The organism is Paenibacillus solisilvae (assembly GCF_042656405.1).
GTDB classification, from domain to species: Bacteria; Bacillota; Bacilli; order Paenibacillales; family Paenibacillaceae; genus Paenibacillus_Z; species Paenibacillus_Z solisilvae.
Window position 1 is genome coordinate 1 of sequence record NZ_JBHSOW010000057.1, and the last position, 15,209, is coordinate 15,209.

Sequence of the window (15,209 nt, forward strand, 5' to 3'; positions counted from 1 at the left end):
TAATAGTGTTTCCGTCCCGAAGGACTTCCACCTTACAGAAGCTTAATTGCTCAAGCTTTGCTAGCTTTATAAAACATTGTTGGATTTTGACGTGATCCATATGTTCAGTTTTCAAAGAACTTGTCCGTCACCATTTCGTTGTTTCCGCGGTGACAAGAAGTTATATTATCAGCTTTCAAATTCGATGTCAACAACTTTTTTCATTTTCTTATTGAAAGTGATAAACGTTATTTTCATTCGCCTCAAAAGCGGCAAGAAGTAATATACCATTTCAAAAAACAAATTACAACTTGTAAAAAATAACAAATGGCTGTGTGGAGATTACTCTCCGCACAGCCAAGGTTTTTCCCTGAGATTACTCGCCCAACAGCTTCTTAAGTTCCTCTTCATCTTCAATGACGGTAACACCCAGCTCTCGCGCTTTAGTCAGCTTGCTGCCCGCGCTCTCACCCGCAATAACAAAGTCGGTCTTCTTGGAGACACTTCCGCTTATCTTCGCGCCGCAAGCTTCAAGCTTCTTGGCAGCTTCATCTCGGTTCATGGTCGCCAACGTTCCCGTCAGTACGACCGTCTTGCCGCTGAACACACTATCGTCACGCACGACCACTGCCTCTTCAGATTTCGCTTGTACCCCTAGCTCCAGCATCCGATCAATATTCGCAGCAGCAATAGGGTCTCTGAAATAGGTGTAAATACTTTCAGCCACTATTCCGCCGACATCAGGCAGTCCGACAAGCTCCTCTACCGATGCAGCCCGTACGGCTGCCAGATCATTAAAATGATCGGCAAGCATCTTGGTAGTTGCCTTGCCTGTATTCGGAATACCAAGCGCGAACAAGAAGGCCGCCAGATCACGTTCCTTCGACTTCTCAAGCGCCTCAATAAGTTTGCGCGCCTTCTTCTCGCCAAACCGCTCCAGCCCAATTAAATCTTCATAAGTCAACGCATATAAATCTGCCGGATCACGCACGCCTCGTTCATCAAACAACTGCTCCGCCGTCATGACACTGAACGATTCGATATCCATCGCATCACGGGAAGAGAAATGGGTGATTCTGCCGATCGTTTGCGGACGGCAATCCAGCTTGTTCAAGCAAAATAAATGAGCGCCTCGAAGCTCTAGAGTAGAACCGCATGACGGACAAAGTACTGGTGTTATGATCTCCCCGCCCGGCTCGTCATCAGCCTTGCCCAGTATCTCCGGGATGACATCATTGGACCTGCGGATAAATACATGGGTGCCAAGTGCATGCTTGAGATTCTTGCGTTCAATATCTCCTACATTATTGAGGGTACAATTCTGTACCGTCACACCTGCGAGTTCAACAGGCTGCAAACGCGCAAGAGGGGTTATTTTGCCGGTACGGCCGACCTCCCATGATACGGATTCGAGAATCGTCGTGGTTTCTTCAGCCTCAAATTTGAAGGCAACCGCCCAGCGCGGAAATTTATCCGTATAACCGAGCACTTCGCGAGTTCGCATATCTGTAAGCTTCACTACTGCCCCATCAATGAGGTAGTCAAGGTCTCCGCGCATGGCCGTTACCCGCTCCAGCTCAGCCTGTACTTCTTCGATGGTCGCCCAGTACGTGGCATATGGGTTAACCTTGAACCGGTTATCACGAAGAAACTGCTGCATCTCCTGATGGTTCTCAAATTCAACGCCTTCAGCGTGGCCGATGTTATAAAAATAAGCATTCAGCTTTCTCTCCGCTGTAAGGCGAGGATTCTGATTGCGAAGAGCGCCGGCTGCCGCATTACGTGCGTTCTTGAGCGGCTCTGCTGCGGTCTGGTTGTATGTCTCCAGTACGGATAAATTCATGATCCCTTCGCCCTGCACTTCAATGAGGCCATTCGTAAACGGAATCGTCAAAGGTATCGACTTGATCGTCTTGACCTGGGCGAGGATTCCTTCGCCAACCACGCCATTCCCCCTTGTTGATGCTTGTACCAGTCGTCCTTCATCATAGGTCAGGTTGAGTGTCAGCCCGTCGAATTTCAATTCAATAACGTAAGAAGGATCCGGGAGCTGCGCCGACTCTGGATTCTTGGCGTTGTAGTCCGCTATGGACTTGCAGACACGGGCATTCCATGCAAGCAGATCTTCATGATCCTGGGCTTTATCCAAGCTCCATAAGCGTGCAAGATGTCGATGCGGATCGAAGCCTTTGAGAATGTCACCGCCAACCCGCCCAGTCGCGGAATCAGGAAGAACAATCCCTGTTAATTGCTCAAGCTGAATAAGTTCATCATATAAAAGATCATATTCTTTATCGCTTATTATCGGCTTATCAAGTGTGTAGTAGCTGTAGTTATGATGTTCGATTTGGTCCACCAGCTCGCGCATTCTTGCAAGCTGTTCCGGCTTTGCCGTAAATTCCGGCTCCATCGCAGTCGTCATCGGGGCATCCTGCCTCTCTTAATTAGATCATTTACACTTTCGTTATCGGGGCAAAGCTGGCAAGCAGCTTCTTAAGCCCGATCGGGGCAGGAAAAGCTATCTGCAGCTCTTTATCATTACTGCTTCCGCGTACAGAAACAATCGTACCGATTCCCCATTTGCCATGTGACACCTTATCACCAGCCGCAAAGTCACGATCGGTCTCTCCTCCGGCTTTCGCACCTGCTGCTTTGGCAGCATCCATCGGTGTGCTGACCCGAACCCCGCTGCTGCTGCGCCCGCTTGTCAGAGGACCAGAAGATGGTCCGCCGCTTGCACCCGCAGGCCGGTTCGCACCATAGCCCACCGTTCTGCCCGCACCTGAGCCTGTAGCTCCGCCTGATCCAATCGGACGGCTCCCGCCTGAAGAACCTCCGCGATAGCCAAAGCCTTCACGTACAGCCTCTGTCTTCAGTTCGTCCGGTACTTCCTTCAAGAAGCGCGATGGCATATTCATGCTGGTGCGCCCATATAAGGTACGTGAACGCGCACAGGTCATATAGAGCCTTTTCTCTGCCCGCGTAATCCCTACATAAGCAAGCCGGCGCTCTTCTTCAAGCTCGTCATTATCCATTAATGTCCGGCTGTGCGGAAATAATCCCTCTTCCATCCCAATAATGAAGACGATCGGGAATTCGAGCCCTTTGGCGCTGTGCATCGTCATCAGCACGACTGCGTCCTTAACGCCGCCTTCCGGCTCATCTTTATCCATCGAATCGATATCTGCGATAAGCGCAAGATCCGTAAGGAAGCTGATCAGGGATTTATCCTCATTGCGCTTCTCGAACTCCTGCGTTACCGACAGGAACTCGTCAATATTCTCGAGCCGAGCCTTTGATTCCAGCGTGTTCTCACGCTGCAGCTCCTCGCGGTAGCCGCTCATTTCAAGGATTTTCTCGGTAAGTTCAGTTACGGACAGATATTCAACCATGCGCGTCAGATTGTCGATCATATCGCGGAATTCTCTAAGCGCTGTGCGTGCGCGGCCTGTGAGATCCAGCCAATCCAGCTGCTCCAGCAGCGCAAATATAGAAATCCCTCGCAATGCCGCTTCTTCCGAGAGCTTAGCGACGGTTGTATCGCCGATTCCACGCTTTGGTACATTAACGATACGATCAAAACATACATCATCATCCGGATTGGATATGAGTCGTAAATAGGCAAGTAAATCCTTGATCTCTTTGCGATCATAGAACTTGACTCCGCCGACAATTTGATAAGGTATATCAGACTTTATGAGCGTTTCCTCAATAACCCGAGACTGCGCATTAGCCCGGTAAAGGATGGCGTGATCCGCGAATTTGCGTCCTTTAGCAACCTGTTCCCGAATTTGACCGGTTACAAAATACCCCTCTTCATGCTCCGTATCTGCTTGGTGAATGGTAATGGCGTCACCTTCACCCTGGTCCGTCCACAAATTTTTGGCTTTGCGTCCGGTGTTGAGTTTAATGACAGCATTAGCCGCATTAAGGATGTTCGCCGTGGAGCGATAATTCTGCTCGAGCAGAATGGCTTTTGCTTCCGGATAGTCGCTCTCAAAGTTCAAAATATTCGTAATATCCGCACCGCGCCAGCGGTAAATAGACTGATCACTGTCACCTACGACGCAGATGTTATGATGCTTATCCGCCAGCATGTTACAAATCATATATTGAGCCCGGTTCGTATCCTGATACTCATCGACATGGATGTAGCGGAACTTGTTCTGATAGAATGCCAAGACCTCCGGCACCTCTTTAAAAAGATCAATGGTCTTCATGATGAGGTCATCAAAATCGAGTGAATTGTTGCTTTTGAGCCTTTTCTGATACGCGGTGTACACCTTGGAGACGATTCCATCAAAATAATCACCGATCTTGCGCTCGAACTGCTCAGGCGAGATCAGCTCATTCTTCGCTCCCCCGATGGCAGCCTGCACCGCCTTAGGCTCAAATTTCTTCGTATCGATATTCTGATCTTTCATGCAATTGCGGATTACAGACAGCTGATCGGATGAATCCAAAATGGAGAAGCTGTTCGTAAATCCAATGCGGTTAATATCTTTGCGGAGAATACGTACACACATCGAGTGAAAGGTGGATACCCAAATATCTCTTCCAGAAGGTCCGACAAGCGCACTGACCCTCTCCTGCATCTCACGCGCTGCTTTATTCGTAAAGGTGATCGCCAGTATGCTCCATGGCGCCACCCGGCGTTTCTCAATTAAATAGGCAATACGGTGCGTAAGCACACGCGTCTTGCCGCTGCCCGCTCCAGCCATAATAAGCAGAGGCCCATCCGTTGCTTGAACGGCAGCCTGCTGCGGAGGATTAAGTTTCTTAATTGCCTGCTCGATACTGAATTCGTTTAACATAGAAAGGGTTTAACTCCTTTTGTTCGCATTTGTTCGCCTACTCATAAGTCTAGACATCAGGCCTAGCTGTGTCAATTGAAACATCCATTTAACAGGGAAATATTCAAGGAAAAGAAACCGCGGCTGCAGGTGCTCAGCATCAAATAATGGCTTGTCAAATAAGTAGAAAAACGGCTCCCCGAGCGAACCGTCATTACATCATCGATTCGATCTGAAAACCGCTGCTTTCTGCACTCTTTATACTTAAGCCTGCTAAAAATTAACTACACTAACGAAGCGTCATGTACAGCCTTGACTGTGGACAACGCCGCTTCAAGACTATCGTAAACGGCATTACCGACAATCACTGTATTCGCATATTTCGCCGCTTGCGCCGCTTTCTCGGCAGTGTCGATTCCGCCGCCATAAAACAATTGAGCTTGTGTAAGGACTGCTCTTGCGCGCCTCACAATCTCCATGTCACCGAACATCCCGCTGTATTCTATATATACAACGGGCAATCTCATCAGCCTATCCGCCATGTAGAGATGCGCCGTTATGCTCTCAGCATCATGCGGAGCTTGAGAGCCGGTCAGTCTAGCAGCTTCCGAGCCATCGTTAAAAATCAAATAACCCTCCGCCGTCGTTTGCTCCCAAGGGATAAATGCTCCGAACCTTCGAAGCGCGCGTGTTTGCCGGCCTGTCAGCCACTCTGCATGCTCTGTATTCAGCACCAACGGGATAAAATAATGATCAAACCCCGGTACAGCCGCATCCTCACTGGATACCTCTAACGCACAGGTAACCTCATAACGCCTGATTCGCGACATCAATTCAACTGTATTATCATAGTTCACGCCGCTCGATCCGCCTACAATTACGGCATCCGTGCCTGACATGCAGACGGCATCCAACGCTTCATCGCTGATTTCCCGGTCAGGATCGAGCTTAAAAGCATGCTTCCATTGTTTATATATCGCGGATTGCTGCTGCATAATAACCTCCGAGCTACAAATGCAAGTTCTCTAAAAGTCTATTCAACCACGAGTACGATGTCAATGGAATAGCATTCCTCTTATAGCTCTAAGGCCTCAATACGCTCGAGGACAGCGAATTCGTTGGGGTACAGCATGAGATACTCCGTCAAGCCTACCATCCTAAAGAGCTTCTCGTAGTGCGGAGTGACTCCCCAAGCAAAGGTATGAGCACCTGCTTTAAGCGCCATACGGGTAAGACGAATCAGTACAGCCATTCCCCCGCTATTAATATAGGCCACTTCTGAAATATCAAGCGCCAGGAAACGAATGCTCGTGCCAAGCTCAACATTGCCTGCAAAATCTGCAATCAATTCCTTCTCCGCGGATTTCGTCAGTTCCCCATAGAGTTTAAGAACCAAGCCATTCGGAAATTGTCTCGTCTCCATTGAAAATGATTGTTCCATCCGTCGCCAACTCTCTTTCATTTCATTACTCTTCATGATCCTGTTTCGTTTTGCGCATGAAATAAAGTTCGGTATAAAATCCACGATCATCACGACCAGTTGCCCAATAATCAGCTAACGAATCAATCATGACCAAGCCCCAGCCGCGCGGATCGACGGACTCCAGCTTCTTCATCATTTCATCTTCATCCCGGGACACACGAGGGAAATAACCCCCGCCCTCATCGTATATTTTACAGACAGCAATCATCGACCCTATCTGCGCCGTAACCGTTACATAGGAATTAGGCTGCAATCGGTTGCCGTGTTCAATGGCATTAATCATTGCTTCCGCTACTGCGCTTTGTACATCCTCGCGAACCGTAGACTCCGGCCATCTCTCTTCGATCCATCGGCCAAGCTCATGTGCTACCTGTCTCTCATCACCTAAATGGCTCCGGATCGACCATTCTCTGGTCGTAAACGCATGGTTAAAGAGCGCGCCTACGCTGCCGTGCGCTGCCGCAGATGCAGCGACATCAAACTGAGCAAGCGAGCTGCGGTATTCGCCTGCAAGATCCAGAACGACAACGGTACGGTCGTCACGTCCCGGCCCGCTTCGCTCATCCATTCGTATGAGCCAATCATCTACAAACTTTGCCATATCAAGTCCAGGCCCCCAAGTGGAAAATTCCGCCTCTAACCCTTCAAAGCTATACATGCTGCCGCCTTCGTCATCGGCTTCTATTAATCCATCGGTATATAGAACAAACCGATCGCCAGCACCAAGCTGCAAGCATTTCTCCTCGTAGACTGCTTCAGAATCAAAGCCTATCGGCAAGGAGCTGCAATCGACTGCCGTATAAGTACCATCCGTCTTGACAATATATGGCGATAGATGCCCTGCACTGGCATACAGCACCGTGTCCAAGGAAAGATCGATCACTCCCACGCCGATGGTGATGGAGCCTTCCTCCCCCATCGCCTCGCACAGCTGCCGGTTCATCCGCGCCAGTACTTCTCCCGGACTTCCGTTCCTTCTGATTTCTGAGCGGAAAAGCAGCAGCTGTGCGGACATAAGAAGCGCTGCAGGCATTCCTTTCCCAGAAACGTCGCCAATCATAACTGCAAATCGGCTTGAGCTTAGCGATACCACATCGAAAAAATCTCCGCCGACTTCATTGTAAGGCTGGCAGCGTGCGGTGATCCGGTAAGATCCAATCGTCATATCACCTGGAGGGAGCAGCTTCTGCTGCACGTTGTAAGCGAGCTTCAGCTCCTTCTCCAGCGATTCATAATCCCGATTGACTCGAGATTGCAATTGATTGAGAACCACAGCCAGTTCCCCGGCCTCATCATTAGAGATTACGGACATACTCGCGCTAAGATGCTTGCGTTCGTCCACTAATGCACGGATATGTCTAATCAAGCTGCGAAGTTCCTGACGGAATTGCATCGTAACAAAACCAAATATCAAAAGACCGATTGCAAGATAAAACCCCGCAATACAAGCAAATTTATAAGGACTGATGGATTGGTCAGTGTCTGCTGCCAGCATTGCCAGTTCGAATAAATTCAAAACCGCAGCAATAAAAGTGCTGATGTAGGTAAGGAGTATCGGCTGCGCGATAGAAGCTCCTCCAGAGAAGCTTGCAGCCGAAGGCTTCAGCTCTGTCACAACAGCCCGCATCAAGCAGCGCGCCAAAGTAAAAATAAAAATACCGACAATAAAGGTATCGCTCAATTCACCTGCAAGCTGACCCAGCTGCAGCGACCAGGCATCACTGCCTGATTCCGCCCCATTAAATGCGTGAAACCCGATTGCAGCCAGAGAGCCTAATATAAGTAGGATGGAGAAAAGTTCATATGGCAGTCTGTAAAGCATTCTCAAGGTAGAAGATTGTTCAGCCTCACACGGTTCGCTGCCCCTGAAATTCATCAGAGGACGGAGGCGTAAAAAAGAGAATCCCAGCAAAACAGCTATTATAAATACATATATGGCCAAGGTTATGGGGCAGCTAGAGCCCGACAAATCACGAAAGGCCACATTGATGATAAAGAAGTGCTCCAGCTCAATGAGAACAGCCCCCATTAAAAAGGAAACCGCAAAAATCGCAAGGAGATATTTCATCATCGATCGTCTTCCGAGCAAGGCCTTTTGCATGATACTTTTTATTATTTCCATACAAGCAGTCGAATTTCTTCCAGCGGTTCTATGCCGAGCTCTTCTCTGCAAATTTTCTCAAGACGCCTGTACCAGCTAATCGCCTCTGCTCTACGTCCAAGATTCAAGCAATGTCTAATCATCGTTTCATAGGCATTCTCTTGATCAGGCCGAAGGGCTATCCACTCCGCTATCCGCTGTTCAGCACGAGCATCATCACGGCGCTCCATATGATACATCGCCAAACGCTTCAGCATCGTTGTCTGCCGATCAAGCAGCTGCTCTCGAATACGCTCAAGCCACTCTGCATAAGGAAGCTCAGTGCCTAGTTGTCCGTATAACGGCATCGCTTCTTCGTAAAGCCGGCATGCCGCTTCCCAGTCATCGGTCCATAACTGATCCCCAACCCTGGAAAGGGTCAGGAAGGTTTCGGCATCAATGCCGTCAAAACTGTTCTCTTCAATTCCGATCACACCGCGTTTGGCATAGACAAGATCCTCGGATAAACCGAGCTCCTTCAGTGCCTGTCTCAAATCATGCAGGGTGACGTAAAGCTGATTCGACCGTTTGGAGGCTTCTCCTTCACCGAATACCCGTTCAATAACCTGTTCACGGTTTGCCTTGTACCCTGGCTGGAGAAGCAGATAAATAAACAGCTCTCCTGCTTTGCGCCGCTTCCATACGGGTTCGGCGACTTTGCCGTTCGTCGCTTCAAAGCGAATCCCATTGATCAGCATCACCTGCCATCTAACCGTCGCAGCTGCCGTTTGCGCTTTCGTGCCGCCGCTGCGTTTCTTCTCTTTCTGAGCCGCTTTTGCTGTAACGTTCGACTTTTCGGATTGCCCCGTCAATTGATTATAGTCACGCTTCAGCACCTGAAGCGCTTGCCGGGCTGCAGGGGTAACAACTAATTGGTGATACCGCTCAAGCAGTTCGATCCCATTAGCCGCCTCCGCATAAGCACCTTCCGCAAGATTCCGCTTTATTTTTGAAGCCGCTGCATACATTTGGACTTCGATGTCACCTGATAAGGACTCTGGAACGAGCTCATCGCCAGCATCCAATATAATGGCTTTACATAAATAAGCATACCGTAATGGCAGCTCGTCACAGGTTTGAATGGTTGGATTCGGATTCGTCAGAATGTCATAGACCGCATCTGAGTACTGTTGATCCCCGGCATGCCGTTTCAGCCAGTTTGTTAAAAGCAGCCAGTCCTGAGCCTGAACCGGAACAGGATTAAACAGCATATGGTCCAGGAGAACAAAACCTGTCCAAATCGGCTTGCTTTCTTGCCGGAATCGCTCTGCAGCCTGAAAGAAAAGCGCTTCGGCTCTGCCAGTGCCATCATTGCCCTGCGGGCTGCCGTTTGCCGCTGCTCTTGCTAGCGCCCATGGGACAAACCCGCTGCAGAATTCCGGTGTCCGATTCCATTCCTGTCCGAGCAAAGCCAGTAACGGCTGCGATTCCTGCCGATCACCAACTTGTTCATATAGCAAGCTCAGCATGCCCATCATTGCAAGCATGGATGCTTCATCAGCCTGTGCTGCAAACCCCTTGAGCGCAGCCTTGAGCAGCTGCTGTGTCTCCATGAGCTGTCCATCGAGCAGTCCGTTCTCGCATTCAGCGCGAAGAAGCAGGGGGGATTTCATTCTGATCTCCGAAGGAACTACAAGCAGCTGCTCCGCAGAGGGCATATGACCGTCCAAAATAGCTTGTTCTAGCGCAAGTACTTCTTGCAGCCACTTGTCTTGATTAGTCGTCAAATGGTTATTTTGTTTCATCCTGCATGTTCACCACGTTCACCTTTTTCTGCCAATCGAGGAACCTAAAGAAAGCCTACCGATTGCAGAGAGTAGAGTTAATATTTGCTACTATTCGCCTTAATTCGTCAAATCCCTTCCTAAAATTAAAAAGCTCTAAGAAAATTAATATTCATAGTTATCACCTATACTGGATAATTTTTCAATATCAAACCTTTTATCTTATTAACAGAATGATTACTGCAATGACTTCCCTCTAAATTATATCTGCATTTATAGAATCTAAATAGAGAAAATAGAAATATCCATGCATATTGCTGCTAATCCAAAGAAAAGTTTCAATTCCCTTTTGAAGCAAATTATTAGAACTTAAGTAAGCGTAGGCAGCTTGGCGGGCAGGCGTCACGAACAGCAGTGAGCGCCTCTAAAAAACCCACAACCCCCGCCGGAGGCAGGGGTTGTGGGTTATAGTCAACTGAGCTTAATCAGCCGTTGGTTTATTTGACCAGTTGCCCCCGCGTTACGCCAAGCTGGTTAATGGCTTTCAGGCTTCGCCAAACTTGCGTTCCGCTGATATGACCGGTAATTGCACGGCTGTACAAATCAATGACCTCTTCGACTTTATCAGCAGTTTCCTCCAAGAACTCGATCCGGAATGAAGACACTCCCATGTCCACAAACTGTCTGACGTACTCCGCACCCGATTGCTCGATCGCATTGTAAACCGTATTCCGGCAGCCCTCGTCCACCCGAACAGGGTGAGACATCCCGATTCTGTCCTGAAGCGATACGCGGCGCTCCTCACATGGACGCCCGCAGTTCGTGAAATCCGTACCCTCGCTGAGGAACGTGCAGTACACGCAATGCTCGGTATGGAACATTGGAAGATGCTGGTGGATGACAACCTCCATCTTGGACGTATCGGTACGGCGCAGCAAGTCAAACATTTGCTGGACATTGAGATCATAAGAAGGAGTGACTAGACTGCAGCCCGCATCCACAAAAAGGTCCGCTGCCTTATGGTTCGCAATATTGAGAGAGAAATCGCCGATCAATTGCGGAAATTTCTCATCCGGCTTCGCAGCTCTTGCGCGCAGATAATAGTAAAGCGCTCCGGTATTACGAACTAATACCGCGTCCGGCTGCAGCTTCAGAATGTTGGCATGGTAGCCATTCTCGCCAGGCATGTGGATCCGCGGTGTTGCCAATGCGATCGGCTTGCCTGCGCTCCGGGCAAGCTGCATCGCAGCAGGGAACTGCTTGATGAATTCGAAGTCGGCATAAACCATGCCAACCTCTTCTGACCTCACTGCCGCTTCAAGCTGTTCGAGGCTCCGGCATAATACGGTCAACTTCGGAGATGCTGCAATTTCCGAGCCGGTTGAGGGTTCCGTTGAACGGACAGCCGGTGCCGTACCCGATCTTACATCCGAGTATACGTTAACTTCGCGCTTCATATATACAGGAGGCTTAGGCCGTTCACCCACCAGCTGCTCTACAGCCTCGCGGCGCATCCGATTCAGCTCTCTCATCGGTACGATTAGATCGCCTTGCAGTTCCAGATCAAGCGATTCAAGCTGATAAACCGTTCCGCCCAGACGACCCAGCTGTTCTTCGAGCAATTCGCGGTCCATCGGCCTCTTCTGCGCTAGCTCAAGCTCCAGCTCCGAGACAATCTCGACCGTGGTTCCTTTCTGTACATCCGTCCACCAGGTACGCAGCGGCTGACCGAGTGAACCTCGAACTTTCACGCTCAGGGGAAATACACGATAAGGCTTCTCTGTCTCGAACGATGCCCGCAGTCTGCGGTCAAGTGCCGGGTCATTTGTCTTCCATATCCGGTCTCCAACATGCACTCGTCTCAAATCAACGTCATTGCGTCCGGGAACAAGCTCAATGACGATGCCTTCCTGAGCTTCGCCTTCCAGCTTCGTGCCTTGTCTGCGTAAATCGTAAACACGTCCGCCTTCTTCTTTCTTGGTCGGATCTCCAGCATCAAATACGATACCGTCCCCGCGCTTAATCGGCGCCTCAATCCGGCAGAGAACGGCATCGCGAAGGATCTTCTCCACACGGCCGAGATAAACGCCGCGGCTCTTCGGAAAGGTGCCTTCAACGAGCATTTTATTGTTCGTCCCCTTCAGAAAGCCATGCGTGAAACCACGGGAGAAGCTCTGCTGGAGCTCCCGCATCTCTTCCTTTGAAGGCGCTGAACGGTCTCCGTCAAAATATTTATCGATGGCATGACGATATTTGCTCACAACGTTGGCCACATATTCCGGACTTTTCAACCGGCCTTCGATCTTGAAGGAAGTTACGCCCGCTTCAATAAGCTCAGGCACCAGCTCAACTGCCGCCAGATCCTTCGGAGACAGCAAATAAGTGACGTCACCCATAATTTTCTGCGTTCCATCTACCATCAAATCATAAGGCAATCGGCAGGCCTGCGCACATTCCCCCCGGTTAGCCGAACGTCCGCCCCACATCTCTGAGGTCAAACATTGCCCGGAATACGATACGCATAACGCCCCGTGAACAAATACTTCCATTGGAAGCTTCGCTTGGTCCCCGATGGTCTTGATTTGCTTCAAATTATTCTCCCGTCCAAGAACAACCCGTTCAATATCAAATGGCTTTGTAAATTCAACAGCCTCGGGAGATGTGATCGTCATCTGCGTAGAACCGTGAATAGGGAAATCGGGCGAAAGCTCCCGTATGAGCTTGACCAATCCCAAATCCTGCACGATAACAGCATCTACCCCCGCATCTATGCAGGCTTCAATAAGAAGCTTCGCCTCTTCCATCTCGTCTTCAAATACTAATATATTAAAGGTTAGAAACCCTTTCACACCATAGCTATGCAAAAAAGCCATAATTTCAGGCAGTTCTTCCGTATGAAAATTGTTGGCCCTTGCCCTGGCGTTAAATTTCTCAACACCGAAAAAAACCGCATCGGCTCCGTTCGCCACTGCTGCGCGCATGCAGTCCCAGTCGCCTGCGGGTGCCAGCAGCTCAACATCTTGCCGTTTGAATGTTACCATCTACCCTGTTCGCCATCCTTATCTATCAATCGCTTATTTGCTTTAAGTGTAACAGAGCACCATCCATGAATCCACCTCAAAGCGAAAAACACCACACCTTTCCGGATATTCCGAAAAGATGCAGTGCTTTTCAATCAAACGGATGATTTAGTTCAGGGTAAATGAAGCAGCAATTTGATCGTATAAATTACGGCTTTTTTCTGTGTAGTTCGCTGTAATAACCGAAAAGGATAAGATATACACACTTCCATTCTTATCAAAAACATACTGCACAATCGTATGCGGAATTTCCGTTTTCGGCAGCTCTGTTACGACTTTATATAAAGTTTTGCCATTCACCGTGACAAATGCCGTTTGGACAACAGCACCTGCAGCTATCATATCAACATCCTCTGAAGCGTTTTGTTTGATTGCTTCAGCAAACTGGCTGGCAGTCCCATTAATATCGATAACGTTAATACTAAACGCACCGTAAGGAACCCCGTAGACTACTGCGTCCTTCTCAAAATCCTTCTTTATGCCAGACCAAGATTCCGGCAGTGTAATTGAATAGCCGTATTTCTTGCTCGTTTTCGTAATGGTCGCATCAAGATCCTGAGTTTCTTCGATGTCACTGAAGTTGGCATCCACATAAGCCGTATTGATATCCAGTGAATGCATGATTTGATTAAACAGCGATTCTCCTTTTGAAGGATCCTCCATGCTGTACATAAATTGGGCCGTGTATCTATGTTTGCCGGAAACCAAATAAACATCATGCTCGCTGTACCAGGTTTTCTTATCCAACGAAAATTCATACGTTAACACTTGTGCGGGTCCATCAGCCAGCGAATTCGTTGATTCGGTCACATTGCGCAGGTAATCCGGTTGAAAATCACTTTCGATGCTTGCGCGGTTACGCTGCATCCACTGTACGTCAGTCTCCGTATTATTGACAGAGCTGATCCGGAAATCCATGAAGCCATCTTCACTTTCATATTTAGGGCGGTCACTCTCTGTATCACGAACCCAATCAACCGGCAGCTTAACCGTTAAGCCGTACTCTTTATCGACCACCGTCATGAAACCGTCTTTCACTTTGGTTACATCTTTGAGGGTGGGATCATTGAATGCGAAAGTTATCTTAAAACTATCGAGTAAAGATTGATATTTGTTTAATCCATCACGCGTTTCGGATTTGGCGCCAGCCATGACGATGTAAATACGATTGCCCTGCTGAATAGCCCGGTATTCAAAGAACCAGCCTTTCCGATCGCGGCTTACGACCTTTTCAAAAGTAGAATCACCGACTGTGATTGATTTTTTCTCGACTATAAATTCCGTTTCGTTAAAATAATCCTGTACATACTCGCGAAGCTCTTCGCGGGTATACGGCTGATCCACATCATCAACGGTAACGACGATGCTTGGATCGCCTGAACCATCGGACCAGACTGTAGCATTACCATTATCGCTTTGGTAGGACAAGGATACATCGGTTGGATAATTCATTGACCAGCCGTAATAGCTGTCGCCAACCTTGGATTTACCGGCATCCGGATTGATTCCGCCAGTATTCGTATCATCGCCGCCTCCGGCTGCGCCAGCTTTAACGCCTTTAATGATAATTTGTTTGCCGGCTACGCTGATTGTTGCGCCAAAAGATGTTGCTATAACACGAAGCGGAACCATGGTTGTATTATTAACGACCTTCGCTTCGGCAGCCAGCGTGGAAGCAGCGCCGTTCACTTTAACAACTTTGCTTCCAATCGTCAGGATAACGGAAGTCTGATTATACGTAAGTGTAATGATTTTATTTTTTTCTAATTTTAAGCCTGCTCCGAATGCTTTGGTGATGACGCTAAGGGGAATAAATGTCGTCCCTTTAACTTGGAAGGGCTTCTCAATCGTGGAGATCACTCCATTAACCGTTAATGCTGGACTTCCGATCGATAATTTGATTTCAAGCGGAGCAGCTGAAGCTCCGGCAACAGCCGGTAAAAGTGCAATAAACATACATAATGCGGTGAACATAACGACTAGACGCTTCATCATCCTTCGCTTCTCCCC

The 15,209-nt window shown here is 48.8% G+C and carries 8 protein-coding genes; all 8 read right to left on the reverse strand.

The window, feature by feature from the left end:
- Positions 1-355: 355 nt before the first annotated feature.
- Entirely contained in the window at positions 356-2,401 is a 2,046-nt protein-coding gene (gene ligA / locus ACFPYJ_RS15415) for an NAD-dependent DNA ligase LigA (RefSeq protein WP_379189044.1), read from the reverse strand.
- Positions 2,402-2,432: 31 nt separating this feature from the next.
- Positions 2,433-4,793: a DNA helicase PcrA gene (pcrA, locus tag ACFPYJ_RS15420; protein WP_379189045.1), complete on the reverse strand. Its 2,361-nt coding sequence runs from the start codon at positions 4,791-4,793 to the stop codon at positions 2,433-2,435.
- 263 nt (positions 4,794-5,056) lie between these two features.
- Positions 5,057-5,767 carry a heptaprenylglyceryl phosphate synthase gene (gene pcrB / locus ACFPYJ_RS15425; protein WP_379189046.1) on the reverse strand — a complete coding sequence of 237 codons (711 nt, stop codon included), beginning with the start codon at positions 5,765-5,767 and terminating at the stop codon, positions 5,057-5,059.
- Between the two features lie 80 nt (positions 5,768-5,847).
- On the reverse strand, positions 5,848-6,213 hold the full coding sequence (locus ACFPYJ_RS15430) for an STAS domain-containing protein (RefSeq protein ID WP_379189047.1): 366 nt from the start codon (positions 6,211-6,213) through the stop codon (positions 5,848-5,850).
- Positions 6,214-6,238: 25 nt separating this feature from the next.
- A complete protein-coding gene (locus ACFPYJ_RS15435) occupies positions 6,239-8,326 on the reverse strand; it encodes an ATP-binding SpoIIE family protein phosphatase (RefSeq protein ID WP_379189048.1) in 2,088 nt (695 codons plus the stop codon).
- 41 nt (positions 8,327-8,367) lie between these two features.
- Positions 8,368-10,140, reverse strand: coding sequence for an AfsR/SARP family transcriptional regulator (locus tag ACFPYJ_RS15440; protein WP_379189049.1), 1,773 nt, complete (start codon positions 10,138-10,140; stop codon positions 8,368-8,370).
- Between the two features lie 476 nt (positions 10,141-10,616).
- Positions 10,617-13,160: a U32 family peptidase gene (locus tag ACFPYJ_RS15445; RefSeq protein WP_379189050.1), complete on the reverse strand. Its 2,544-nt coding sequence runs from the start codon at positions 13,158-13,160 to the stop codon at positions 10,617-10,619.
- A 147-nt stretch (positions 13,161-13,307) separates the two neighbouring features.
- Entirely contained in the window at positions 13,308-15,194 is a 1,887-nt protein-coding gene (locus tag ACFPYJ_RS15450; protein ID WP_379189051.1) for a stalk domain-containing protein, read from the reverse strand.
- Positions 15,195-15,209 lie beyond the last annotated feature (15 nt).

Bases quoted from the DNA above. Each gene is read 5' to 3' on its own strand.
- ACFPYJ_RS15435 (WP_379189048.1), bottom strand. From the start codon at position 8,326: ATGATGAAATATCTCCTTGCGATTTTTGCGGTTTCCTTTTTAATGGGG.
- ligA (WP_379189044.1), bottom strand. From the start codon at position 2,401: ATGACGACTGCGATGGAGCCGGAATTTACGGCAAAGCCGGAACAGCTT.
- ACFPYJ_RS15445 (WP_379189050.1), bottom strand. From the start codon at position 13,160: ATGGTAACATTCAAACGGCAAGATGTTGAGCTGCTGGCACCCGCAGGC.
- pcrB (WP_379189046.1), bottom strand. From the start codon at position 5,767: ATGCAGCAGCAATCCGCGATATATAAACAATGGAAGCATGCTTTTAAG.
- ACFPYJ_RS15430 (WP_379189047.1), bottom strand. From the start codon at position 6,213: ATGGAACAATCATTTTCAATGGAGACGAGACAATTTCCGAATGGCTTG.
- ACFPYJ_RS15440 (WP_379189049.1), bottom strand. From the start codon at position 10,140: ATGAAACAAAATAACCATTTGACGACTAATCAAGACAAGTGGCTGCAA.
- pcrA (WP_379189045.1), bottom strand. From the start codon at position 4,793: ATGTTAAACGAATTCAGTATCGAGCAGGCAATTAAGAAACTTAATCCT.
- ACFPYJ_RS15450 (WP_379189051.1), bottom strand. From the start codon at position 15,194: ATGATGAAGCGTCTAGTCGTTATGTTCACCGCATTATGTATGTTTATT.